The following is a 22,746-nucleotide window of genomic DNA, read 5'->3' on the forward strand; positions in this document are numbered from 1 at the left end:
TTCATTGCAGGTTCCTTGTACGGGGCGATGCCCATGGCCTGGCGGCGCGGCGTTACTTCGGCGGCGGCGGCGCCAGCACGCTGCGGTCGCCGTTGTGTTCGGGCGGACTGACCACCCCGGCCATTTCCATCGCCTCGATCAGGCGCGCGGCACGGTTGTAGCCGATCTTCAGCCGGCGCTGCACGCCGGAGATCGAGGCGCGGCGGGTCTCGGTGACGATGCGCAGGGCCTCGTCGTACAGCGGGTCGGACTCGTCACCGCTGCTGCTGCTCGCCTCGGGCAGGCCACCGGCACCCACCACCACGCCGTCGCCCATCATCTGCACCTCGTCGAGGACGCCGCTGATGTAATCGGCCGGACCACTGGCCTTGAGGTGCTCGACCACGCGATGCACTTCCTCGTCGGACACGAACGCACCGTGCACGCGGTCCGGCAGCGCGGTACCCGGCGGCAGGTACAGCATGTCGCCGTGACCCAGCAGGGTCTCCGCACCGGACTGGTCCAGGATGGTGCGCGAATCGATCTTGGAACTGACCTGGAAGCCGATGCGGGTGGGGATGTTGGCCTTGATCAGGCCGGTGATCACATCCACCGACGGGCGCTGCGTGGCCAGGATCAGGTGGATGCCGGCCGCACGCGCCTTCTGCGCCAGGCGCGCGATGAGTTCTTCGACCTTCTTGCCGACGATCATCATCATGTCGGCGAATTCGTCGATGAAGATCACAATGAACGGCAGCGTCTCCAGCGGACGCGGGGCTTCGCCCAGCTCCGGGTTCGGCTTGAACAGCGGGTCCATCATCGGCTGGCCGGCGTCCTCGGCATCCTTGACCTTCTTGTTGAAGCCGGCCAGGTTGCGCACGCCCACCGCGCTCATCAGCTTGTAGCGGCGCTCCATTTCGGCCACGCACCAGCGCAGGCCGTTGGCGGCCTCCTTCATGTCGGTCACCACCGGTGCCAACAGGTGCGGGATGCCCTGGTAGACGCTCAGTTCGAGCATCTTCGGGTCGATCATCAGCATCCGCAGGTCTTTCGGCGAGGCCTTGTAGAGCAGGCTGAGCACCATGGCGTTGACCGCCACCGACTTGCCCGAACCGGTGGTGCCGGCCACCAGCAGGTGCGGCATGCGCGCCAGGTCGGCCACGGTCGGACGGCCGGCGATGTCCTTGCCCAGCGCCAGGGTCAGCGGGCTGGCCGACTTGTCGTACTCCTTGGAGCGCAGCAGTTCGGACAGGTAGATCATTTCGCGGGTGACGTTGGGGATTTCCAGGCCCACCACCGACTTGCCCGGGATCACGTCGACCACGCGCACCGACTTGACCGACAGGCCGCGGGCGATGTCCTTGTCCAGCGAGCTGATCTGGCTGACCTTGATGCCCGGCGCCGGCTCGATCTCGAAGCGGGTGATCACCGGGCCCGGATAGGCACCGACCACCTGGGCCTCGATACGGAAGTCCTTGAGCTTGAACTCGATCTGCCGCGACAGCGTTTCCAGCGTGTCTTCGTCGTAGCCCTTGGGCTGCGGCTTGGGATCGTCCAGCAGCGCCAGCGGCGGCAGGTCCGAGCCGTCACCGTTGACCCCGCGGAACATCGGAATCTGGGTCTCGCGCTTGGCCCGGTCGCTCTTCTCCAGCACCGGCTCCGGGCGCGGCTCGATCTTGACCGGCTCGCGCTTGGCGCGGACCTCGGCATCGACCTTGCGCACTTCCTGACGCTCCTCGCGCAGGGCGCGGGTCTGCTGCCATTCGGTGGCCTGTTCCTTTTTCTTGTTGAACAGCGGCGGCAGCGCCAGCACCCAGCGGCCGATCTTCTCCATCACCACGAACCAGGAGATGCCGGTGGCCAGGGTGATCGAGGCCAGCAGCAGCACCAGCACGAACAGGTTGGCGCCCAACGCGCCGAAGCCGGCACTCAGGGAATTGCCGACCAGCCGGCCGAGGATGCCGCCGGCATGGGCGACGTCACCGGTGAACAGGCGCACGTGCAGGAAGCCGGTGCCGGCGATGAGGAAGCCGACCAGGCCGACCAGGCGCAGCGCGGGGTCGAGGTCATGCCCGCCCTTGCTCTCGCGCTTGAGCCCGAACATGGCGATCCAGGCCAGCGCGCCGAGCACGATCGGCAGCACGAAGGCGATGTAGCCGAACAGCTGCAACAGCACGTCGGCGATCCAGGCGCCGACACGGCCGCCCATGTTGTGGATGGGCGCGACCACGCTGCCGGTATGCGACCAGCCCGGATCGGACGCCGAATAGGTGAACAGACTGGCCACCAGATACAGCAACGCCGGGGCGATCGCGATCAGGCCGAGGTCGCGCCACAGTCGCTGACGGCCCGAATTGTCGGCAGGCGCAGGCGCCGCCGCAGCCTTGCGCGACGGTTTGCTGTCGGGAGACTTGGATCGTTCCGGGAGCTGCTTCGCCACCTTAGACCACACCTTGGGAATGCACTGTTAGTGCTTGATAATAAACGACTGGGCCGCGCTTTTCAGTGCCGACAGCTGGACAATTCAGTTGCCGCCGTCAAATCGATGGCGCGGGGCCCGGTCATGGCCCTTGCGGACCGCCCCGTTCCACCGGCCGCCTTGAATCGCCCCGCCCCTGCCGCCACTCTATGACCTGTCTTGGACGCCACGCAATCACCGCCGGCGCCCCGCCCCACCCCTCTTACGCGAGTCTACATGAGCCATTCCCTGCCCTCCCGCCACCAGAAGCTCGTCATCCTCGGCTCCGGCCCGGCCGGCTGGACCGCCGCCGTCTATGCCGCGCGCGCCAACCTCAAGCCGGTGGTGATCACCGGGCTGCAGCAGGGCGGCCAGCTGATGACCACCACCGAAGTGGACAACTGGCCGGGCGATGCGCATGGCCTGATGGGCCCGGACCTGATGACGCGCATGCAGGCCCATGCCGAGCGCTTCGAGACCGAGGTCATCTTCGACCACATCCACACCGCCGACCTGTCCCAGCGCCCGTTCAAGCTGATCGGCGACAGCGCCGAGTACACCTGCGACGCCCTGATCATCGCCACCGGCGCCACCGCCAAGTACCTGGGCATCGAATCGGAAGAGGCGTTCAAGGGCCGCGGCGTGTCGGCCTGCGCCACCTGCGACGGCTTCTTCTACCGTGACCAGGACGTGGTCGTGGTCGGCGGCGGCAACACCGCCGTCGAAGAAGCGCTGTACCTGTCCAACATCGCCCGCAAGGTCTACCTGGTCCACCGCCGCGACACCCTCAAGGCGGAGAAGATCATGCAGGACAAGCTGTTCGCCAAGGTCGCCGCCGGCAAGATCGAGACCGTGTGGCACCACCAGGTGGACGAAGTGCTGGGCAACGATGCCGGCGTGACCGGCGTGCGGGTCAAGTCGACCCTGGACGGCAGCACCCGCGACATCGAGGCCCACGGCTTCTTCGTGGCCATCGGCCACCACCCCAACACCAGTCTGTTCGAGGGCCAGTTGACCATGAACAACGGCTACCTGGACATCCGTTCGGGCCTGGGCGGCAACGCCACCCAGACCTCGGTCGAGGGCGTGTTCGCCGCCGGCGACGTGGCCGACCAGCACTACCGCCAGGCCATCACCTCGGCCGGCTTCGGCTGCATGGCCGCGCTGGACGCCGAGCGCTACCTGGATGCGAAGGGCGAGCTGGGCTGAGGCCGGGCAGCACCGGCGCAGCAGCAACGGAAGGCCGGCGCAGTGCGCCGGTCTTTTTGTTAGGGGTGCGGGCTATGTGGCGCCATGGCAGCTGAAGCCTGGCAGCTGCGACGCATAGCGGCGTGACCCAGCTTCATTTTTGTCCGCAGCTTCACCGCCCTCCCGGGAATATGGCCCTGGAACGACGGAATGTCTTCATGCTCACTGAGGCGGCGCGAAATTCTGGATCGAGTAGCGCAGCTGCATCAGCAGGATTGGTATGAAATGCCGTTTCAACGATTATTGACGGCATGTGCGCCTCTCGATTCTCCCCTTTGTTATCAACATGCGGGGCGGGCGCCACCACGAAAGTCTCATAGCCGGCCCTACTTTTTATCAGTTCTTTCATTGAGCACAGCACACTACGTCCCAGTGCAGCGTCAACAGCCCGGCCCGGCTGGACTATGACCCGGCTACCACGCACCACGCCACTGTCTTCGCCATTGCTGTGAAGATGTATGACCACATCTGCCCCGACGTGGTTGGCTAGCTTTGGCCTGCTATTGATGTCCTCCCGCTCCTCTCTGTCCCATAGCGTACTGCCTGCGTATGTATTCCATATCCCGGTCTCCATGGGGTATTGCTGCGCGATTGCATAGCGCGCGGCCATGGTCCACCACTCGAATCCACTCTCTGGATGAGTCGTACCTGGCTCCTGTACGCGTACCCGTGTGACTGCCATACCACTACGAGCCTCCACCAAAGCCTTCAATTCACCTGCATACAAAGGCGTCAGCAGCCCCTCGCTTACACCGTTGTGCTCATCGCGGGAGGTTACCCACGTATTAGTCCTATAGCTCATGAAATAACCATGGCCTGCCGCAACAACTGCCAGCCCGGACCGTTCCGCCGCTCGCCTTCCAGGCGGGCAGCGTCATCGGCAGCCTTGACCTCGGGAAAGTAGCGGTAGATATCCTTGCCGTCGTACAGGTACTCCACGGCACTGACTGGAGCGAACTTTTCGGCTTCATAGATCAAGCCGTTGTTTATGTTGCTTCTCTGGTCCTCGAATGAAGGGCCGTAGTCCTCAGGAAGAAATGACCTGTCCAAGCGCACCGTAATAACCCCGGTTGCGATGTTCAGCGAGGCATTGACATGCCGGGGGCGCGACTGACCGTCTACCAGCGCCACCCGTTCCAAGGCATATCGAGCGCGCTGCGTCAACAAGGTATCGAGCTCGACGTCGCGCTCCAACTGCAGCGACTCTGCACTTGCACCGCGCACCGACGCGGCGAGAAGAAGGTTCGCCCCTGTAATCAATCCGACCAGCAGTAGAATGGAAGTGACTTGGCGTGACATTGACGTTCTCCGTAGGATCAAGGGGCGTGCATGGCCGCATCACCTAGTCATCAGATTGCCCCGCCCTGTCAACGCTAAACGCGCGTTTCCGCACGCTTCGCTGAGCTCGCGGAACCTTGATCCAATCGATGCAACGAACCAAATTGATAAGACCTACTCACTAAACCGACCCCTGCGCCCAGCACATCTATATCGACAGCACGGCCACCTCTCCGCTGCCCAGGTTCACCCAGACCTTCGCCGTAATAACGGCAGCTGCCAGCTCCGGCGCGGCTGCCTATCCATTAATTGCTCGATCTCCTCTGTGGAGCCGTCTTCTTCAATGGGGAGAAAGCCTGGCCCGAAGTTGATCCCCAGCATTCTCCGTTCAATATCCACCTGAGCCGAGACAGTTACGTTGGCCGCCTGGGAGCGCTTGATGCGGCCTGCATCGAGAAGCCGCTGCGCTTCTCCGGTGAGCAGAAGGTCCAGTGCTGCGTCACTCCCATTGACACTCGATGGAACGCGTTCGCGGGCTGATGCGTAGTGGGGGCACGCAACTGCACGCCACCAGCGCGGCCACCACGGTCAGATTCAGGATGGTACAAGTCCTCATATTGATTCCCCCAATCGTGTGAATGGAGCCCGCGCCCTCGATACGGCTTGCGCATGCTTACCGTGCCTTCCGCTGTTATCCCAATGGGTGCGCTACCGCCCAGTTGTCGCGAGGTGCCGAAAAGACTTTCAATCAGTTCCGCCAAAGGCATTGATCCACCCTCAGCCCCCATTCGCCATCGCCCTGCCCTATCCTCTCCCCATGCCCGATCCACGCTTCCTCCATCGACTCTCCGACATCCCCGCCGCCGACTGGGACGCCCTGCACGACGGAAGCAATCCCTTCGTCCGCCACGCCTTCCTGGCCGGGCTGGAGCAACACGGCTGTCTGCGCCCGGAATGGGGCTGGCGCCCGCGGCACTTCACCCTATGGGACGGCGACGCCCTGGTCGCAGCGATACCGGGTTACCTGAAGGACAACTCGCACGGCGAATTCGTGTTCGACCATGCCTGGGCCAATGCGTACGCGCGGCACGGGCTGGACTACTTCCCCAAGTGGCTGGGTGCGGTGCCCTACTCGCCTGTGACCGGGCCGCGCCTGCTGGCCCGCGACGATGTCGATCGCGCCGCGCTGGCCGAGATCCTGCGCGCGGAAGTGCAGCGCATCGGCTGGTCATCGGCGCACGTCAACTTCCACCGCGCGGAGGAAGATGCGGCCTTCGGGGCGGACTGGATGCTGCGCGAGGACATCCAGTTCCAGTGGCACAACCCGGGCGAGTGGCGCGACTTCAGCGATTTCCTGGCCGCGATGGACCACAAGCACCGCAAGAACATCCGCCAGGAACGGGCCAAGCTGGCACGCAGCGGCGTCACCTATCGGATCGTGCACGGCGATGACGCCAGCGAGGACGATCTGCTGGCCATGCATGGCTTCTACCTGCAGACCTTCGCCGAGTACGGCAATGCCCCGGCGCTGACCCTGCCGTTCCTGCGCCACCTGGCCGCCGCGATGCCACGCCAGCTGGTCATCTTCCTGGCCCACAGCGACGGCGTGCCGGTTGCCGGGGCGTTGTGCCTGCGCGGTGCGGATACGCTGTACGGGCGCTATTGGGGTGGCGCCACCCTGCCCGGCCTGCATTTCGAGACCTGCTACTACCAGGGCATCGAGTACTGCCTGCGCGAGGGCCTGACCCGCTTCGAACCCGGCGCGCAGGGCGAGCACAAGCTGGCGCGCGGCTTCCTGCCGACAGCCGTGCGCAGCCGGCACTGGGTGGCGGAGCCGGCCTTCGCCGAGGCGCTGGCGGACTGGTGTGCCAGCGAGCGCGCTGACGTGGCGCGCTATGCGCAGGCGCTGGCCGAGCACAGCCCCTTCAAGTCCGCGGACCCGGCATGAGCCGCCGCTTGCCCTGGGCGCTGGACGCGCGCGCCGACGCCCCCTTCCCGCCCGCCGAGACCGCACTGCGCGACCCCGATGGGCTGCTGGCGATCGGCGGCGACCTGTCGCCGGTGCGGCTGCTCAATGCCTACGCGGGCGGGATCTTCCCGTGGTTTTCCGAGGGCCAGCCACTGCTGTGGTGGTCACCCGATCCGCGCATGGTGTTCCGTACCGACGGCGTGCGCCTCTCCTCGCGCTTTCGCCGCAGCGTGCGCGGCAGCGATTGGGTGGTGCGGGCCGATACCTGTTTTGCCGAAGTGATCGCCGCCTGTGCCTCCACCCCGCGCCCCGGGCAGGACGGCACCTGGATCACCGACCAGATGCAGGCGGCCTACATCGACCTGCATGCGCTGGGCTACGCCCATTCGGTGGAGGTGTTCAGCGCCGACCGCCTGGTGGGCGGCATCTACGGCGTGGCGATCGGCCGGATGTTCTTCGGGGAAAGCATGTTCAGCGCGGCCAGCGGCGGCTCCAAGGTGGCCCTGGCCGGCCTGGCGCAACGCTTGCGGCAGTGGGGCTGGCCACTGATCGACGCGCAGGTGGAGAACGATCACCTGCTGAGCATGGGCGCCGAACACTGGCCACGGGCGCGATTTCTACAGGTTGTGCGCGAGCAGGTGGGCGCGGGTGGAGCGCCCGGGTCCTGGACGCAGGCCTTCGGTACGTTCGGCGCGGCAGCGCTGGCCTGACATCGGGCGATCGCGGAGGCCGGTCGACGCTCGGCGCCCCAGCCGCGCCGGGGACCGCCCGGCGCCAAACGCGGGCCGGCACTGCCTGGGACCGCTGAACGTGCCCGATTAACACAAACTTTGCATCCAGGGGGAAGAGCGCGTAAAATGCCCGCTCTTAAGGCCAGCTCGGCCGTTTACAGAACTGCACAGGACTACATGTCGAAAGACGACTCCATCGAGTTCGAAGGCACCGTCAGCGAGACGCTGCCGAACACCACTTTCCGCGTCCGACTGGAAAATGGGCATGAAATCATCGCCCACATCTCCGGCCGCATGCGCAAGAACTACATCCGCATCCTGACGGGCGACCGCGTCAAGGTCGAAATGACGCCCTACGACCTGACCAAGGGTCGTATCACGTACCGCATGAAGTAAGCGGTTCGGGGCGGCTTCCCCACAGAAGCCCCGCCAGAAGGCCAGCCAGGAGCTGGCCTTTTTGCGTGGGCGCGAAAAAGCGGCCGCCCCTGCCAAGCGGCACCCTGACCCTGTGCACCCTGACATCGGTCAGGCTGCCTTGCTGCAGATTCGCCCTGGCGGGCAAGCGCGCACGCTGGTTGCCGGTCCACTCCGGATCGCCACCGCTGGCCCCCGCCATGAAGACCCTGTCCTTGCTGAGCCTGCTCGTTGTCGCCTGCACCGCTGTTGCTGCCCACGCCGCCGAGCCGGCCGCCGCGCCCGCGGCCGACTGCATCACCCTGAGCGCCGACCAGCAGATCGTGCGCGCCAACGCGAACAGCGACGTGCTGCTGCGCAATGGTGACCAGCACTACATCGTGCGCTTCAACAGCAGCTGCACCAGCGCCGCGCAGTCACCCAAACTGGCGTTCGTGACCCCCGACCGCGCGGGCGAGATCTGCAGTGGCGGCATCAGCAGCCTGCGCACGAAAACACAGACGTGCGACATCAGCCGCGTGGAGCTGATCACCGCCCAGGAATTCGCCACGCGCGCCCGTGCCCGGCGCTGATCGCCGAGCGATCAAGCGGGCATGAAAAAGCCCCTTGCGGGGCTGGCTCACGTGCAGCGGCAGCGTCACGACCCCGGCCGTGACCGGCCAGCAGCCCGCGCCACGACCAACGGTCGTGGCGCAGGGGTGGCTTATTCCACCGTGGCAGGCAGGCGCCGTTCCGGCTCGGCCTGGGTTTCCACGAACAGCTCGTCGTTGCGGACGTCGATGCTGACCCGGCCCCCGTTGACCAGCTTGCCGAACAGCAGCTCGTCGGCCAGCGGGCGCTTGACCTTGTCCTGGATCACGCGTGCCATCGGGCGGGCGCCCATCAGCGGATCGAAGCCGTGGCGGGCCAGCCAGTCGCGCGCGGTCGGGGTGGCCGACAGGCTGACGTGCTTTTCCTGCAGCAGCATCTCCAGCTCGATCAGGAACTTGTCCACCACGCGCAGGATGTGCTCGAAGCCCAGCGGCTGGAACTGCACCACCGCATCGAGGCGGTTGCGGAACTCCGGCGTGAAGCTCTTGCGGATGATCTCCATCGCATCGGTGGCGTGGTCCTGGCGGGTGAAGCCGATCGAACGGCGCGAGGCCTGGGCCGCACCGGCGTTGGTGGTCATCACCAGCACCACGTTCTTGAAGTTGGCTTCGCGCCCGTTGGTATCAGTGAGCACGCCGCGGTCCATGACCTGCAGCAGGATGTTGAAGATGTCCGGGTGGGCTTTTTCCACCTCGTCCAGCAGCAGCACGCAGTGCGGGGTCTTGACGATCTTCTCGGTGAGCAGGCCACCCTGGTCGAAGCCGACATAGCCCGGGGGCGCGCCGATCAGGCGACTGATCGAATGCGGCTCCATGTACTCGCTCATGTCGAAGCGGACCAGCTCGATGCCCAGCTGCAGCGCCAGCTGCTTGGTCACCTCGGTCTTGCCAACCCCGGTGGGGCCGGCGAACAGGAAGTTGCCGATCGGCTTCTCCGGGTTGGCCAGGCCCGAGCGGGCCAGCTTGATCGCCGAGGACAGCGTCTCGATGGCCGGGTCCTGGCCGAAGATCACCATCTTCAGGTTGCGCTCGAGGTGCTGCAGCACATCCTTGTCAGTGGCGCTGACCTGCTTGGCCGGGATCCGGGCCATCTTGGCGACGATGGTCTCGATCTCCTCGATGTCGATCAGTTCCTTGCGCTCGCCTTCCGGCAGCAGCCGCTGGCGGGCGCCGGCCTCGTCGATCACGTCGATCGCCTTGTCCGGCAGCAGACGGTCGCCGATGTGCTTGACCGACAGGTCCACCGCGGCCTGCAGCGCGTCATCGGCATAGGTCACGCCGTGGTGCGCCTCGTACTTGGGCTTGAGGCCCTGCAGGATCTCGTAGGTTTCGCCCACGGTGGGCTCGACGATGTCGATCTTCTGGAAGCGCCGCGCCAGCGCGCGGTCCTTCTCGAAGATGCCGCGGTATTCCTGGAAGGTGGTCGAGCCGATGCAACGCAGCTCGCCAGAAGCCAGGGCCGGCTTGATCAGGTTGGAGGCGTCCATCGTGCCGCCCGAGGCCGAGCCGGCACCGATGATGGTGTGGATCTCATCGATGAACAGCACCGCGTTGGGCATCTTCTTCAGCGCGGTCAGCACGCCCTTGAGGCGCTTCTCGAAGTCGCCGCGGTACTTGGTGCCGGCCACCAGCGCGCCCAGGTCCAGCGAGTAGATGATCGCGTCGGCCAGCACGTCCGGCACCGAGCCTTCCACGATGCGCTTGGCCAGGCCTTCGGCAATGGCGGTCTTGCCCACGCCGGCCTCGCCCACGTACAGCGGATTGTTCTTGCGGCGGCGGCACAGGACCTGGATGGTGCGCTCGATCTCGTCGGCGCGACCGACCAGCGGGTCGATCCGGCCGTTGCGCGCGGCCTCGTTGAGGTTGCTGGCGAATTCGGCCAGGGCGTCGCCCTTGCCCTCGCCTTCGCCGCCCTCTGCGCGGCCCTCGCCGTCGGCGGCCGGCGGCACTTCGCCGTCCTCGCCCAGCTTGGCGATGCCATGCGAGAGATAATTGACGATATCCAGCCGGGTCACGTCCTGCTGGTTGAGGTAGTAGACCGCGTGGGAGTCCTTCTCGCCGAAGATGGCGACCAGCACATTGGCGCCGGTGACCTCCTTCTTGCCCGAGGATTGCACGTGGTAGACGGCACGCTGCAGCACGCGCTGGAAGCCCAGCGTGGGCTGGGTATCGCGCCCGTCATCTTCGGCCAGGCGCGAGACCGAGGCCTCGATGGCCTGTTCCAGCTCCTGGCGCAGGCGCTCCGCATCGGCCCCGCATGCCTTGAGCACGGCTTGGGCGGACGGGTTGTCGAGCAGTGCCAGCAGCAGGTGTTCCACCGTCATGAACTCATGCCGGGCCTCACGGGCGCGCTTGTAGCACTGACCGATGGTGTGTTCGAGGTCTTTACTGAACATGTTCTACTCCGGCGGCAGGTGGAAACAATATGCGGCCTAGCTGCTCAATTTCCATCACCCTAGCGGATCGGTGCGTTCAGACGGCGTTAGCAGTCCACCGCTACCCCGGATTCCCCAGGCCATTCCAGCGACCTCATCATGCCCGAACTACCGCTCACGAAATGGCAGCTTGCGTGTGATGGCGACGTCATCGCCACGCCGCATGCCCGGCTATGGCCGGTCCGCCTCCCCGACGGCACGGCGGCCATGTTGAAGATCAGCACGGCGAAGGAGGAGCGCAACGGCCACCGCCTGCTGGGCTGGTGGGCCGGCGATGGCGCGGCGCGGCTGCTGGCGCATGACCAGGCGGCGGTACTGCTGGAGCGCGTGGTGCCGGGCCACCGCCTGCGCGGGATGTCCATCGACGGCGGCGATACCGAGGCCACCGCGATCCTGTGCGCGGTGGCCGCACGCCTGCATCGCCCCCGCGGCCCGGCGCCGGCCGGGCTGGTCGACCTGCACACCTGGTTCGCCGATCTGCTGTCCCCACCCATCCGCCTGCCTCCATTGCTGGAACAGTGCAGATCACTGGCGCAGTCGGTACTTGCCACCCAGATCGACATCCGCCCCCTGCATGGCGACCTGCATCACGACAACGTGCTGGATGGCGGCGACCGCGGCTGGCTGGCGATCGACCCCAAGCGGCTGCTGGGGGACCGGGCCTTCGACTACACGGTGCTGTTCTGCAACCCGGACCGGTGCGGCCCGGGTATCCACGTGGCCACCCGCGACGCCGTGTTCGAGCGGCGGCTGGTCCAGGTGGGGGCGTTGGCGGGGCTGGAACGCACGCGCCTGCTGCGCTGGATCGCGGCCAGCGCCGGGTTGTCGGCGGTAGGGTTCCTGGCCGACGGGGACCCGGCGGCGGTCAACCTGGCCGTGGCGAGGCTGGCACTGCAGCGCCTGGGCGCACGCACGGACTAGGCGCCGGTCTTTTCCATCGTGCACAGCAGCGGATGCTGGTTCATGCGCGAGAATTCGTTGACCTGGGCGACCTTGGATTCGGCGACTTCCCGGGTGAACACCCCGCACACGCCGCGACCGCGGGTATGCACGTGGAGCATCACCTGGGTAGCCTTGTCCAGGTCCATGGCAAAGAAGCTCTGCAGGACAGTCACCACGAAATCCATCGGGGTGTAGTCGTCATTCAGCAGCATCACCTGGTAGAACGGCGGCGGTGCCACCTCCGGCCGGGCCGGTTCCAGCATGACGCCGTGATCGTGGTGGGGTTCTTGAGAGGGCTCGCGGGGCATCGCTCCATTATAGCGGGATTGGACGTTGCCTCTGTCGACCTTCACAATCTGCATGCTTCACAATCACCCCCACCCATACTTTCACAGGGTTTTCATGAAAAGGATCGTCACCGCGCTGTTGCTGACCGCTGCCGTGTCCGGCGCGCACGCAGCCGAACCGGACAAGGCCGTCGGCAAGGTACTCAAGCAGCTCGAGTACCCCTACGAGATCGATGAGGACGGCGACTACAAGCTGGTCTTCGACGCCGGCGACGACCGCAGCCAGCTGGTCTTCGTGCGCTCGACGGTGGAAGAGTACGGCAGCCACCGGATCCGCGAGATCTGGTCGCCCGGTTACACCTCCCCGGACAAGCAGTTCCCGGCCGCGGTGGCCAACCGCCTGCTGGAAGACTCGCAGGACGCCAAGCTGGGCGCGTGGGTCAAGCAGGATCAGCTGGCGATGTTCGTGGTCAAGGTGGATGCCAACGCCAACAAGGACGTGCTCAGCGACGCCATCGATGCGGCCATGCGCACCGCCGATGCGATGGAAGCCGAGCTGACCCACGCGGACGAATACTGACGTGAATGCCGTGCAGGACCCGCGCTGGACGCCGCATGTCACCGTCGCCACGGTCGTGGTCGATGACGGGCGCCTGCTGCTGGTGGAAGAGCTTATTGACGGCCAGCGGGTGCTGAACCAGCCGGCCGGCCACCTGGAGCCGGGTGAAAGCCTGGCCGCGGCCGCCCTGCGTGAAACCCTGGAGGAATCCGGTTGGGAGGTCCGTCTGACCGCCTTCATCGGCGTCTACCAGTGGACCGCGCCGGACGGCACCGCCTTCCTGCGCTTTGCATTCGCCGCCACCCCGGTCGCCCACGATCCGGCGCGGGCGCTGGACACGGGGATCATCCGCGCGCTGTGGTTGACCCCGGCCGAACTGCGGGCCGATCCGGCGCGCCTGCGCAGCCCGCTGGTGCGCCAGGTGGTCGAGGACTTCCTTGGCGGCCAGCGCCACCCGCTGGCACTGGTGAAGGACATCGCATGAGCACGCCACGGATCATGGTCGGCGTGTCCGGCGGGGTGGACTCCTCGGTGGCCGCATGGCGGCTGGTCCAGCAGGGCGAGCCGGTGGCCGGGCTGTTCATGCAGAACTGGGCCGACGACGGCAGCGGCGACTGCCGCGCCGAGGACGACCGCCGCGACGCGGTGGCCGTGTGTGGCCTGCTCGGGATCCCGTTCCATTTCCGCGACTTCTCCAGCGAGTACTGGCAGGGCGTGTTCGAGCATTTCCTGGCCGAATACGCCGCCGGGCGCACGCCCAACCCGGACGTGCTGTGCAACCGGGAGGTCAAGTTCAAGCATTTCCTGGACGCGGCCCGCGAGCTGGGCGCCGAGCGCATCGCTACCGGTCACTACGCCCGCGTGGCGCAGGTGGCTGGGCGTTGGGCGCTGCTGCGCGGTGCCGACCGCAGCAAGGACCAGAGCTATTTTCTGCACCAGCTGGGCCAGGCCCAGCTGGCCGCCACGCTGTTCCCGATCGGCGACCTGCAGAAGAACGACCTGCGCCGGATCGCCCGCGATGCGCGGCTGCCCACCCACGCCAAGAAGGATTCCACCGGGATCTGCTTCATCGGCGAACGCGACTTCCGCGAGTTCCTGGGGCGCTACCTGCCGGCCCGGACCGGCGAGATCCGCGACCCGGAGGGCAACCTGATCGCCGAGCACCCCGGCGTGTTCTATTTCACCCTGGGCCAGCGCGAAGGCCTGAACATCGGCGGCGTGCGCGGCCGGCCGGCCGCGCCCTGGTACGTGGTCGGCAAGGAAGTGACCAGCAACATCCTCTACGTGGACCAGGACCGCGACAGCCCCTGGCTGCTGTCCACCCGGCTGCACTCGGAGGCGGCGCACTGGATCGCCGGGGCGCCCCCGGCGCGGCGCTTCACCTGCACCGCCCAGACCCGCTACCGCCAGCCGGACGAGCCCTGCCAGGTACAGGTCAACGACGATGGCACGCTGCTGGTCCGTTTCGACCGCCCGCAACGCGCCGTCACCCCCGGTCAATCGCTGGTGTTGTATGACGATGAGGTCTGCCTGGGTGGCGCGGTGATCGCCGCCACCGATGCGCCGCTGGAACAGCGGCTGCGGACCGTTCCTTCTCCCTTCGAGGTATCTGCTGCATGAGTTTTTCCGTCGACGACCGCGTTCTTGCCTTGGCCGGCATTGCCCAGGCCCTGCAGCAGGTGCGCCGCATCGCCGAGACCGGCCATTCCGAAGCAGCGGTGGTGCGCACGGCGATCGACAGCGTGTTCCGCATCGACGCCGACAGCCCCCAGGCCATCTACGGCAGCCCGGCCAACGTGGCCTCGGGGCTGCGCCTGCTGCACAACTATTTCCGCAGCCAGGGCCAGGACGAGGCGCTGCCGCGTCTGGCGCTGGCGGTGCTGCAGCTGGAACGCCGCTTCGTGCGCGAGCACGCGGTGGTGGACAAGGTCAGCCAGGGCATCGCGCGCGCCCAGCGCCAGGCCACCGAGCTGGGCGACAGCGCCCATCCGGACGTGCTGGCCGCGCTGGGTGGGCTGTACGCGGACACCATCAGCAACCTCAAGCCGCGGGTGATGGTCCAGGGCAACCCGCATTACCTGGGCCAGGCCGGGGTCGTGGCCGAGATCCGCGCCCTGCTGCTGGCGGCGGTGCGCTCGGCGGTGTTGTGGCGCCAGACCGGCGGTCAGTACTGGGATTTCCTGTTCTCGCGCAAGGCGATGATCGAGGCGGTGGACCGGCAGCTGCGCTGATGCACGGCGACGGGGCGGGCGGCGTGGAGCCACCCATGGGGTGGCTCCAGCGTTGATCGACGCGTGTAGAGCCACCCCATGGGTGGCTGGGTCGGGCGGTCGGGGATCCCGCAGCCCCCCACGCGGTGGCGCTACCGCGGGGAGGTTTTTCGAGGGAATGTGCAGTGCAGCACTAAAGCAAACGGGGGTACGGCCGATACATCAACCGTGCACTTCCCGAGAACGTCCATGTACTCACGCATCTTCATCCGTCTGGCCGCCCCCCTGGTCCTGACCCTGCTCCTCCCCTTCGCCATCGGCTTCGAATGGCCAGCCGCCCTGCGTTGGGCGATCCTGACCACCATGACGCTCAGCTGGCTCGGGTTTGCCTGGTGGACCGCACGGGCACAGACCCAGCGCTCCCCCGAGCACGCCCGCATCCTGCGTGAGCAGGACCAATTGCTGACCGAGCTGCGCTCCTTCGTCGCCAACGAAGTGGACGGCTCGCGCGGCGAAGTCGAACGCGCCCGTGACCTGATCCGCCATGCGGTCAGCGGCCTGGGTGGCAGTTTCGACGCCATGAACCGCAAGTCGCGCCAGCAGAGCCAGGCCCTGGCCCGCATCGTCGATCGTGCCGGTGAAGACGGCGGCGCCGGCGTCGACGTGGCCCGCTTCGCCCAGCATGCCAGCCATCGCATGGAGCAGCTGGTGGAGGCGCTGGAACAGGTCAGCGGCCAGAGCAGCAATACCGTGCAGCACATCGACCAGATGGCCCAGCACCTGGATGGCATCTTCGCGCTGCTGGAAGACGTCAAATCCATCGCCGACCAGACCAACCTGCTGGCCCTGAACGCGGCCATCGAAGCGGCGCGTGCCGGTGAAGCCGGTCGCGGCTTTGCGGTGGTCGCCGACGAGGTGCGCAACCTGTCCGAGCGCTCGACCACCTTCAACGAGCAGATCCGCAAGCTGGCGCACAGCTCCAAGGACGCCATCGCCAAGGTTCGCGAGACCGTCTCCAACATGGCCTCGCGCGACATGGACCGCTCCCGCGAAGCGCGTCATGAAGCGGCGCAGATGCTGGACAACGTGGCCCAGATCAATGCTTCGCTGGGCGACGGCATGCGCGAGATCTCCGAGTGCGGTCGTGCCATCGACAGCAGCGTGGCCGAAGCGGTGCGCGCCCTGCAGTTCGAGGACATCGCCACCCAGGCCCTGGGCGGGGTGCATACCCACCTGGACCGCCTGACCGCGATCAACCGTGAAGCGGTGGCGCTGCAGGAACTGCTGCACCGCAATGGCGGCGTCTTCGACGAGGAAGTGGTCAACGCCCTGCAGCGCACCGGCAGCCGCCTGCGCGAAATGCGCAGCGAGTGGGAGCGTCCGCCGCACAAGGCGGTGGCCCAGCAGAGCATGGCCGCTGGCGCGGTCGAGCTGTTCTGATCGACATGACGCGTGCCGGTTGCGGCACGAGCAACGGCCCCGGTTTCCCCGGGGCCGTTGTGCTTCCAACACTCGTCCTGGCTGCAGATGATCGCCCGATGTCGTTGACTGCCTCCCCCAGCCCTGCCTCCCCGTCGCCTGGCGCCCTCCCCGACGTGGACGGTCTGCCGGCCGCGCGTGCCGAGGCCCCTCCAGCCCCGATGGCCGAACCGTTGCGGGGCCTCGCCCTGATCGGGCGACTGGAGCAGTTGGCGCAGGCCGAGCTGGCACGGCTGGCCGACCGCAACGGCTCAGCCGAGTGCGCCCTGCCCGCCCCGGTCGACCCGGCGCTGGCCGGGCTGGCCTGGGATCTCGGGTTGAGCGGCGAGGCCGCCGCCAAGGCCGCGCGCGAACGCTGAGCGGAGAGCAGCCGAGCATGGCTCGGCTCTACCGATACCATCGCACCCCGGTAGTGCCGAGCCATGCTCGGCAACACATCCCACAGAGATCGCACGCCCGGTAGTGCCGAGCCATGCTCGGCAACACATCCCACAGASATCGCACRCCCGGTAGTGCCGAGCCATGCTCGGCACCGCACCCCGTGCAGCATGCGTGTGCGCCCGCTGCTCGATACGAAGCGTTTGGGAATACGCGTGCCGGCATCTGGCCTGGAACCAGGCGCTGCTTGGCGTGGGGAGACCGGATCAAGAGCAGCCGAGCATGGCTCGGCTCTACCGATGCCATCGCRTCCCYGGTAGTGCCGAGCCATGCTCGGCACCRCACCCCACAGASATCGCACGCCCGGTAGTGCCGAGCCATGCTCGGCACCGCACCGCACCGCACCCCACACAGCACTCGCGTGCGCCCCCTGCCCAATACGAAACGTTTGGGAATACGCGTGCCGGCATCCGGCCTGAAACCAGGCGCCGCTTGGCATGGGGAGACCGGATCAAGAGCAGCCGAGCATGGCTCGGCTCTACCGATTAGGGCGGATCAAGAGCAGCCGAGCATGGCTCGGCTCTACCGATTGGGGCGGATCAAGAGCAGCCGAGCATGGCTCGGCTCTACCGATTGGGTCGGATCAAGAGCAGCCGAGCGTGGCTCGGCTCTACCCGATTGGGGCGGATCAAGGGCAGCCGAGCGTGGCTCGGCTCTACCCGGTGGGCGTGGTCAGACGGCGTGGGTCAGGGCGACCAGGGCGTCGCGGGGGGCCATCTGGGCGCCGCCGGCTTTGAGCCACTGGGCCAGGTCGCGCGGGGTCAGGGGGCGGGAATACAGGTAGCCCTGGATTTCGTCGCATCCCTGGCGCCGCAGCATGGCCTCTTCCTGTTCGGTCTCCACGCCTTCGGCGACGACCTTCATGCCCAGCGCGTGGCCGAGGTGGACGATCGCCTGGGTGACTTCGGCGGTGCCGGTGTCGTGCAGCATGCCTTGGACGAAACTGCGGTCGATCTTGAGGCGGCCGACCGGGAAGCGGTTGAGGTAATGCAGGTTGGAGAACCCGGTGCCGAAGTCGTCCACCGCCAGCGGCACGCCGTGGCGTTCGAGGACGTCGAAGCAATGGCGCAGGACGTCGGTGTCGCGGATCAGGGCCGATTCGGTGAGTTCCAGCTCCAGCCGCTGCGGCGGCCAGCCGTGCGCGTGGCAGATATCGATCACCCGCTCGGCAAATCCACGATCGCGCAGCTGCACGGCCGAGACATTGACCGCGACACGGTCGAACTGCAGGCCCGCCGCGTCCCACGCGGCCGCCTGGCGGCAGGCCTCGGTCAGTACCCAGTCGCCGATGCGGACGATTTCGCCGCATTTCTCGGCGATCGGGATGAACTCGGCCGGGCTGCAGTAGCCGATGCCAGGCCGATGCCAGCGCAGCAGCGCTTCGATGGCCGGTGGCTGGTCATGTGCGGCGTGCAGTAGCGGCTGGTAGGCCAGGGTGAATTCCTCCCGCTCGATCGCGCCCAGCAGGGCGTGCTCGATCTCCAGCTTGCGCTGGATCCGCATCAACGCATCCTGGCTGTAGTACTGGTAGGTGTTGCGGCCCGCTTCCTTGGCCGCGTACATGGCGGCGTCGGCGGCACGCAGCAGCGAGTCGAAGTCGCCACGGCCCTCGTCGAGCATGGCGATGCCGACGCTGGCGCCGACCTTGAGCGTGGTCTCGCCGCGCTGCAGCGGCTCGGCCAGCGAGGCGATCAGCTTGCGCGCCACGTGGCCGGCATCTTCCGGCTCGGCCAGGTCGCGAAGCACCACGATGAACTCATCGCCGCTGAAACGGCCGAACAGGTCGGCGTTGCGCAGGTTCTGGTGCAGGCGCGCGGCCGCGGCCTTGAGCAGCGCATCGCCGGTGGCGTGGCCGAAGGTGTCGTTGATGGTCTTGAAGCCATCGAGGTCGATGAACAGCATCGCCAGCGGCGCGCCGCGATCGCGGGCCTCCTCGATCGCATCGGCGGTCTGCTCGCGCAGCAGCATGCGGTTGGGCAGCCCGGTGAGCAGGTCGTAGTGGGCCAGCAGCTCGATGCGCTCGTTGGCTTCGCGTTCGCGGGTGATGTCACGGAACAGCACCACGAAGCGCGTCGGCAGGCCGTCGCGACGGTCCAGCTCGATCAGCACCTGGACCCAGATGCGCAGGCCGGACTGGCGGTAGAAGCACAGGTCCAGCTGCTCGGGCAGGCCGCCGTCGGCGATCCTGGCCAGCGCGGCCTCGAACGCATCGCGGGAGTCCTGGGTGTACAGCGCCAGCGCCTGGTCCAGGCTGATCGGCTCCTTGCGCAGACCGTGGATGCGGTAGCACTCCTCGGTCCACTGCATGTGGCGGGTGCTGACCTCGATCTCGCAGCCACCGATGCGGCCCAGGGCCGAGACCCGGTTGAGCAGCTCGGTGCGCCAGCGGATCAGCGCATCGGTCTGGTGCTGTTCGGTGATGTTCTGGACCTGGCCAAGCAGGCGCTGGATGCGCCCGTCGGCACCCAGCAGCGGCTGCATCCACAGGCGCAGGTGCAGCGCGCCTTCGCGTTCGCGCGGCAGTTCCAGTTCCAGGGTGGCCGGCTTGCCATCGTGCAGCATGCGCCGCCACGCGTGGCGCAGCAGGCTGCGCGAGCGCGGTTCAAGGCGGCGCAGCCAGCGGCGGCGCCCGGTCAGCGGGTCGTCGCCCACGCCGAGCAATGCGCGGAACTCCGGCGACCACCAGAACTGGCGATCATCCGGGTTCCACGACCAGCTGCCCATGCTGGCGATGCGCTGGGCTTCGCGCAGGTGCACCTGCTGCTCCAGCAGCAGCGCTTCCATCTGCTTCTGCGCCTGGATGTCGGTATGGGTGCCGACCATGCGCAGGGGCTGGCCATCGGCGGTGCGGGCGACCACCCGGCCGCGGTCCAGCACCCAGCGCCAATCGCCCTCGGGATGGCGCACGCGGTACTCGGCGGTGTACACCTCGCCCTGCCCGCCCAGGTGCGCGTCCAGCGCGGCGCGTACGGCCGGCTGGTCATCGGGATGGATCGGGGCGAGCAGCGCGGCGGCCGCGTCGCCGCGGGTGGTTTCCTCGGTCGGGGCCGGCTGGCCGTCCCAGCGCCGGGACCGGGTCACCGCGTCGCTGGGCACGTCCCAATCCCACAACCCGTGGCCGGCATGGTCCAGGGCCAGCTCCCAGCGGCTGCCGGCATAGTTGGCCACCGGCTCGGGCACGCTGAGGGTGAAGGCCAGCAGGTGGCCGTCCGGGTCGTGCACCGCGCGCATCCAGCCGTCGAAGCGCCCGCGCGGGCCGCCTGGCAGCTGGCAGGGCACCAGGCCCCCATCGGCGGCCAGCAGGCGCAGGTCTTCGAGCAGCTCGCCATAGGCCGCCACGGTTGCCGGCAACCCATGCTCGCGTGCGGCCGGGTTGGCCGCCAGCGGGCGCCCCGCCCGGTCCAGGATGACCAAGGCCGACGCCAGTGGATGCTGCAGCAGACTCGCGATAATCCCTTGGTCCACGCGGTAAGACTCCGATAACGCACCCGACAGCCGGGAACGCAATCGTTAGCGGCGGATTCCGCGGATAGTTGAGCCGCGTACCGCGCGCAGCCCCCAAACCGGACGCCACGCTCTAAGATGCAGGTCGCCCGCCTCGATCCGGTCCCTGCCCCGTCCATGCCTGTCGCCCCGTCCGGCCAGCCCACCCCCGCCCCGCCCGAACGGCCGCTCGCCCAGGCCCTGCGCCGCGACCGCTGGCGCGTGGTGCTGGGCTATCTGGGGCTGGCCCTGGTCTGGATCCTGTGCAGCGATGCCGCCGTGCAGGTGCTGACCCGGGACATGGCCACGGCCGCGCACTGGCAGACCGTCAAGGGCGCGTTCTTCGTGGTCGCCAGCGCGGCGCTGATCTACCTGCTGCTGCGACCGCTGGCCCAGCACGTGCTGCAGACCCACTCCAGGCTGGAGTGTTCGGAGACCCGCCACCGGCAGATGTTCCAGAACAACCCGGGGCCGATCCTGGTCTACGACCTGGACACGCTGGCCATCCTGGACGCCAACCCGGCGGCGATGCAGCTGTTTGGCTGGTCCCACGATGAATTCACCACGATGCCGATCAGCGCGTTGTGGCCCACCGGCGACGAGCCGAAGCTGGCGGCCAAGCTGGCGCAGATCCGCGCCGCGCCGGACGAGCTGTGCGTGATCAGCGCCGACCTGCAGCTCAAGGACGGCAGCCGCCGGCACATGGAGATGCGCAGCAACTTCATCGACTACGACGGCCACCGGGCCCGCCTGCTGATCGCCATCGACCGCACCAGCGAGGACCAGGCGCTGCGCCGCCGCGACCTGGCGCTGGCACGGGTGGAGGAAGCCCATGAAATGGCCCGGATCGGCGCCTGGGAAGTGGATCCGGGCACCGGGCTGGGCCGCTACTCCAACCAGGTCTACCACCTGCTGGGCCGGCGCCCGCCCGAAGCCCGGCGCTGGCACCGCTTCGAGGAACTGCTGGTGCCGGCCGACCCGGCCACCGCCGCGCTGACCGAACAGCTGCTGCAGGACATGGCCGCCGATCAGGTGCAGATCGACGTGCTGCTGCCGCTGCTGGCGATGGACGGGCGTGCGCTGATGGTGCACCTGCGCGCCGAGAGCGGCCATGACGATGCCGGCCGGCCGCGGGTGCTGGGCACGCTGCAGGACGTGACCGAGCGCGAGCAGTCGCGGCGCCTGCTGCGCGAGCGCGAGGAACAGTTCCGCGAGCTGGTGCGGGTGCTGCCGGACGGCGTGGTGATCCTGTCCGACGAGCACGTGCTGTATGCCAATGCCTGCGCGGCCGCGCAGTTCGGCTACGGCCAGCACACCCTGCTGGGCGAGCCGCTGGCCGCGCTGGTGGCGGCCGAGGACCTGGCCCGGGTGCGTGCGCAGTTGTTCGCGCCGATCCCCCTGCCCAGCACCGGGGCCGGCGAGGTCATCGGCATGCGCCGGCTGGACGGCGAGCACTTCCAGGCGGGGCTGGCGGTAGGCGACGTGCGCTATGGCGGGCGCAACTGCAAGCTGCTGATCGTGCGCGACCTGAGCGAGCCCGAGCGCATCCGCGAGGCGCTGGAGACCAGCAACCGCGAACTGCAGGCCATGGCCGGGCGACTGTTCTCGCTGCAGGAGGACGAACGCCGCGCGATCTCGCGCGACCTGCACGACGACATCGGCCAGGCGATCACCGCCATGAAGCTGTCCGCCTATGCCGCGCAGGACGAGGACGACCCCGCCCGGCGCGGCGACGACCTCGAACAGATCATCCAGTTGGCCGACGCCACGGTGGGCAAGCTACGCGACATCTCCACGCTGCTGCGCCCGCCGCAACTGGACGCGCTGGGGCTGGAGGCCGCGCTGCGCTGGCAGGCCAGCGTACTGTTCCGCTCGGCGGCGATCGAGCTGCTGCCGGATATCCAGGCGCTGCCGCAACGCCCGCAGGGCGACATCGAGCAGGCCTGTTTCCGCATCGCCCAGGAAAGCCTGACCAACGTGCTGCGGCATGCGCGCGCCAGCCAGGTGAGCCTGCAACTGCATGACATGGGCGATGCCGGACTGCACCTGCAGGTCCGCGATGATGGCGAGGGCTTCGACCCGGAAGGCCCGCGCGGGCTGGGCCTGATCGTGATGCGCGAGCGCGCGCAGAGCGTCGGCGGCACCCTGCGCATCGAGTCGGCACACGGTGCCGGCACCCTGATCGACCTGTACCTGCCGTATCGCAGCAGCGATCCGGCCACTCCCGATACATTGGAACACTGAAC

Annotated in this window: 19 protein-coding genes; 13 read left to right on the forward strand and 6 right to left on the reverse strand. The window is 67.6% G+C overall.

Features of this window, described 5'->3' with window-relative positions; translation table 11 throughout:
- Positions 1-52: 52 nt before the first annotated feature.
- On the reverse strand, positions 53-2,419 hold the full coding sequence (locus tag AC1DGC_RS14155) for a DNA translocase FtsK (RefSeq protein WP_259202594.1): 2,367 nt from the start codon (positions 2,417-2,419) through the stop codon (positions 53-55).
- Between the two features lie 255 nt (positions 2,420-2,674).
- On the opposite strand from AC1DGC_RS14155, the gene trxB reads away from it, so the two are divergent.
- Positions 2,675-3,646 (forward strand): thioredoxin-disulfide reductase, encoded by a 972-nt coding sequence (trxB, locus tag AC1DGC_RS14160; protein WP_259202593.1) that lies wholly within the window; start codon positions 2,675-2,677, stop codon positions 3,644-3,646.
- Between the two features lie 151 nt (positions 3,647-3,797).
- Here trxB and AC1DGC_RS14165 read toward each other — a convergent pair whose 3' ends face one another.
- Entirely contained in the window at positions 3,798-4,295 is a 498-nt protein-coding gene (locus AC1DGC_RS14165) for an N-acetylmuramoyl-L-alanine amidase (protein WP_478048172.1), read from the reverse strand.
- A gap of 188 nt (positions 4,296-4,483) precedes the next feature.
- A complete protein-coding gene (locus AC1DGC_RS14170) occupies positions 4,484-4,984 on the reverse strand; it encodes a hypothetical protein (RefSeq protein ID WP_478048173.1) in 501 nt (166 codons plus the stop codon).
- A 796-nt stretch (positions 4,985-5,780) separates the two neighbouring features.
- Between AC1DGC_RS14170 and AC1DGC_RS14175 the strand changes: the two genes are divergently transcribed.
- From AC1DGC_RS14175 to AC1DGC_RS14190, 4 genes are all read left to right on the forward strand, one after another.
- Complete coding sequence (locus AC1DGC_RS14175; protein WP_478048174.1) at positions 5,781-6,911, forward strand: GNAT family N-acetyltransferase; 1,131 nt, start codon at positions 5,781-5,783, stop codon at positions 6,909-6,911.
- Positions 6,908-7,642, forward strand: coding sequence for a leucyl/phenylalanyl-tRNA--protein transferase (aat, locus tag AC1DGC_RS14180; protein ID WP_478048175.1), 735 nt, complete (start codon positions 6,908-6,910; stop codon positions 7,640-7,642). Before AC1DGC_RS14175 ends, aat begins: the two co-directional genes overlap by 4 nt.
- A 198-nt stretch (positions 7,643-7,840) precedes the next feature.
- Positions 7,841-8,059, forward strand: a complete 219-nt coding sequence (gene infA / locus AC1DGC_RS14185) for a translation initiation factor IF-1 (protein WP_005409596.1) — start codon at positions 7,841-7,843, stop codon at positions 8,057-8,059.
- Positions 8,060-8,277: 218 nt separating this feature from the next.
- Positions 8,278-8,649 (forward strand): hypothetical protein, encoded by a 372-nt coding sequence (locus AC1DGC_RS14190; RefSeq protein WP_478048176.1) that lies wholly within the window; start codon positions 8,278-8,280, stop codon positions 8,647-8,649.
- Between the two features lie 131 nt (positions 8,650-8,780).
- Here the strand turns inward: AC1DGC_RS14190 and clpA are convergent, their stop codons facing one another.
- A complete protein-coding gene (gene clpA / locus AC1DGC_RS14195; protein WP_259202587.1) occupies positions 8,781-11,063 on the reverse strand; it encodes an ATP-dependent Clp protease ATP-binding subunit ClpA in 2,283 nt (760 codons plus the stop codon).
- Between the two features lie 138 nt (positions 11,064-11,201).
- Here clpA and AC1DGC_RS14200 point away from each other — a divergent pair, with 138 nt between their 5' ends.
- Positions 11,202-12,023 carry an aminoglycoside phosphotransferase family protein gene (locus AC1DGC_RS14200; RefSeq protein ID WP_478048177.1) on the forward strand — a complete coding sequence of 274 codons (822 nt, stop codon included), beginning with the start codon at positions 11,202-11,204 and terminating at the stop codon, positions 12,021-12,023.
- On the opposite strand, the gene clpS is transcribed toward AC1DGC_RS14200, so the two are convergent.
- Positions 12,020-12,352 carry an ATP-dependent Clp protease adapter ClpS gene (gene clpS, locus AC1DGC_RS14205; RefSeq protein WP_259202585.1) on the reverse strand — a complete coding sequence of 111 codons (333 nt, stop codon included), beginning with the start codon at positions 12,350-12,352 and terminating at the stop codon, positions 12,020-12,022. The genes AC1DGC_RS14200 and clpS overlap by 4 nt on opposite strands.
- 94 nt (positions 12,353-12,446) lie before the next feature.
- Here clpS and AC1DGC_RS14210 point away from each other — a divergent pair, with 94 nt between their 5' ends.
- The 6 genes from AC1DGC_RS14210 (at position 12,447) to AC1DGC_RS14235 (ending at position 16,938) form a co-directional block, all read left to right on the forward strand.
- Positions 12,447-12,911, forward strand: coding sequence for a hypothetical protein (locus AC1DGC_RS14210; RefSeq protein ID WP_259202584.1), 465 nt, complete (start codon positions 12,447-12,449; stop codon positions 12,909-12,911).
- Between the two features lies 1 nt (position 12,912).
- The gene (locus tag AC1DGC_RS14215; RefSeq protein WP_394161871.1) at positions 12,913-13,374 is read left to right on the forward strand and encodes an NUDIX hydrolase; all 462 of its coding nucleotides are present in this window, start codon (positions 12,913-12,915) and stop codon (positions 13,372-13,374) included.
- Positions 13,371-14,510, forward strand: a complete 1,140-nt coding sequence (mnmA, locus tag AC1DGC_RS14220; RefSeq protein ID WP_259202582.1) for a tRNA 2-thiouridine(34) synthase MnmA — start codon at positions 13,371-13,373, stop codon at positions 14,508-14,510. Before AC1DGC_RS14215 ends, mnmA begins: the two co-directional genes overlap by 4 nt.
- Positions 14,507-15,121 (forward strand): high frequency lysogenization protein HflD, encoded by a 615-nt coding sequence (gene hflD, locus AC1DGC_RS14225; protein ID WP_259202580.1) that lies wholly within the window; start codon positions 14,507-14,509, stop codon positions 15,119-15,121. The genes mnmA and hflD overlap by 4 nt, the downstream gene beginning before the upstream one ends.
- 228 nt (positions 15,122-15,349) lie before the next feature.
- Positions 15,350-16,540, forward strand: coding sequence for a methyl-accepting chemotaxis protein (locus AC1DGC_RS14230; RefSeq protein ID WP_259202579.1), 1,191 nt, complete (start codon positions 15,350-15,352; stop codon positions 16,538-16,540).
- Between the two features lie 98 nt (positions 16,541-16,638).
- Positions 16,639-16,938 carry a hypothetical protein gene (locus AC1DGC_RS14235; protein WP_478048178.1) on the forward strand — a complete coding sequence of 100 codons (300 nt, stop codon included), beginning with the start codon at positions 16,639-16,641 and terminating at the stop codon, positions 16,936-16,938.
- A 751-nt stretch (positions 16,939-17,689) separates the two neighbouring features.
- Here the strand turns inward: AC1DGC_RS14235 and AC1DGC_RS14240 are convergent.
- Entirely contained in the window at positions 17,690-20,482 is a 2,793-nt protein-coding gene (locus AC1DGC_RS14240; RefSeq protein WP_449335844.1) for a bifunctional diguanylate cyclase/phosphodiesterase, read from the reverse strand.
- Between the two features lie 117 nt (positions 20,483-20,599).
- Between AC1DGC_RS14240 and AC1DGC_RS14245 the strand changes: the two genes are divergently transcribed.
- On the forward strand, positions 20,600-22,744 hold the full coding sequence (locus tag AC1DGC_RS14245) for a sensor histidine kinase (RefSeq protein WP_478048179.1): 2,145 nt from the start codon (positions 20,600-20,602) through the stop codon (positions 22,742-22,744).
- The last annotated feature ends 2 nt before the right edge of the window (positions 22,745-22,746 follow it).

The sequence above is a fragment of the Stenotrophomonas sp. 05N37 genome (assembly GCF_056397365.1).

What these genes read in the sequence shown, in the direction of transcription:
- trxB (WP_259202593.1), top strand. Translation starts at nt 2,675, where the DNA reads ATGAGCCATTCCCTGCCCTCCCGCCACCAGAAGCTCGTCATCCTCGGC.
- AC1DGC_RS14165 (WP_478048172.1), bottom strand. Translation starts at nt 4,295, where the DNA reads ATGGCCGCGCGCTATGCAATCGCGCAGCAATACCCCATGGAGACCGGG.
- AC1DGC_RS14170 (WP_478048173.1), bottom strand. Translation starts at nt 4,984, where the DNA reads ATGTCACGCCAAGTCACTTCCATTCTACTGCTGGTCGGATTGATTACA.
- AC1DGC_RS14175 (WP_478048174.1), top strand. Translation starts at nt 5,781, where the DNA reads ATGCCCGATCCACGCTTCCTCCATCGACTCTCCGACATCCCCGCCGCC.
- aat (WP_478048175.1), top strand. Translation starts at nt 6,908, where the DNA reads ATGAGCCGCCGCTTGCCCTGGGCGCTGGACGCGCGCGCCGACGCCCCC.
- infA (WP_005409596.1), top strand. Translation starts at nt 7,841, where the DNA reads ATGTCGAAAGACGACTCCATCGAGTTCGAAGGCACCGTCAGCGAGACG.
- AC1DGC_RS14190 (WP_478048176.1), top strand. Translation starts at nt 8,278, where the DNA reads ATGAAGACCCTGTCCTTGCTGAGCCTGCTCGTTGTCGCCTGCACCGCT.
- clpA (WP_259202587.1), bottom strand. Translation starts at nt 11,063, where the DNA reads ATGTTCAGTAAAGACCTCGAACACACCATCGGTCAGTGCTACAAGCGC.
- AC1DGC_RS14200 (WP_478048177.1), top strand. Translation starts at nt 11,202, where the DNA reads ATGCCCGAACTACCGCTCACGAAATGGCAGCTTGCGTGTGATGGCGAC.
- clpS (WP_259202585.1), bottom strand. Translation starts at nt 12,352, where the DNA reads ATGCCCCGCGAGCCCTCTCAAGAACCCCACCACGATCACGGCGTCATG.
- AC1DGC_RS14210 (WP_259202584.1), top strand. Translation starts at nt 12,447, where the DNA reads ATGAAAAGGATCGTCACCGCGCTGTTGCTGACCGCTGCCGTGTCCGGC.
- mnmA (WP_259202582.1), top strand. Translation starts at nt 13,371, where the DNA reads ATGAGCACGCCACGGATCATGGTCGGCGTGTCCGGCGGGGTGGACTCC.
- hflD (WP_259202580.1), top strand. Translation starts at nt 14,507, where the DNA reads ATGAGTTTTTCCGTCGACGACCGCGTTCTTGCCTTGGCCGGCATTGCC.
- AC1DGC_RS14230 (WP_259202579.1), top strand. Translation starts at nt 15,350, where the DNA reads ATGTACTCACGCATCTTCATCCGTCTGGCCGCCCCCCTGGTCCTGACC.
- AC1DGC_RS14235 (WP_478048178.1), top strand. Translation starts at nt 16,639, where the DNA reads ATGTCGTTGACTGCCTCCCCCAGCCCTGCCTCCCCGTCGCCTGGCGCC.
- AC1DGC_RS14245 (WP_478048179.1), top strand. Translation starts at nt 20,600, where the DNA reads ATGCAGGTCGCCCGCCTCGATCCGGTCCCTGCCCCGTCCATGCCTGTC.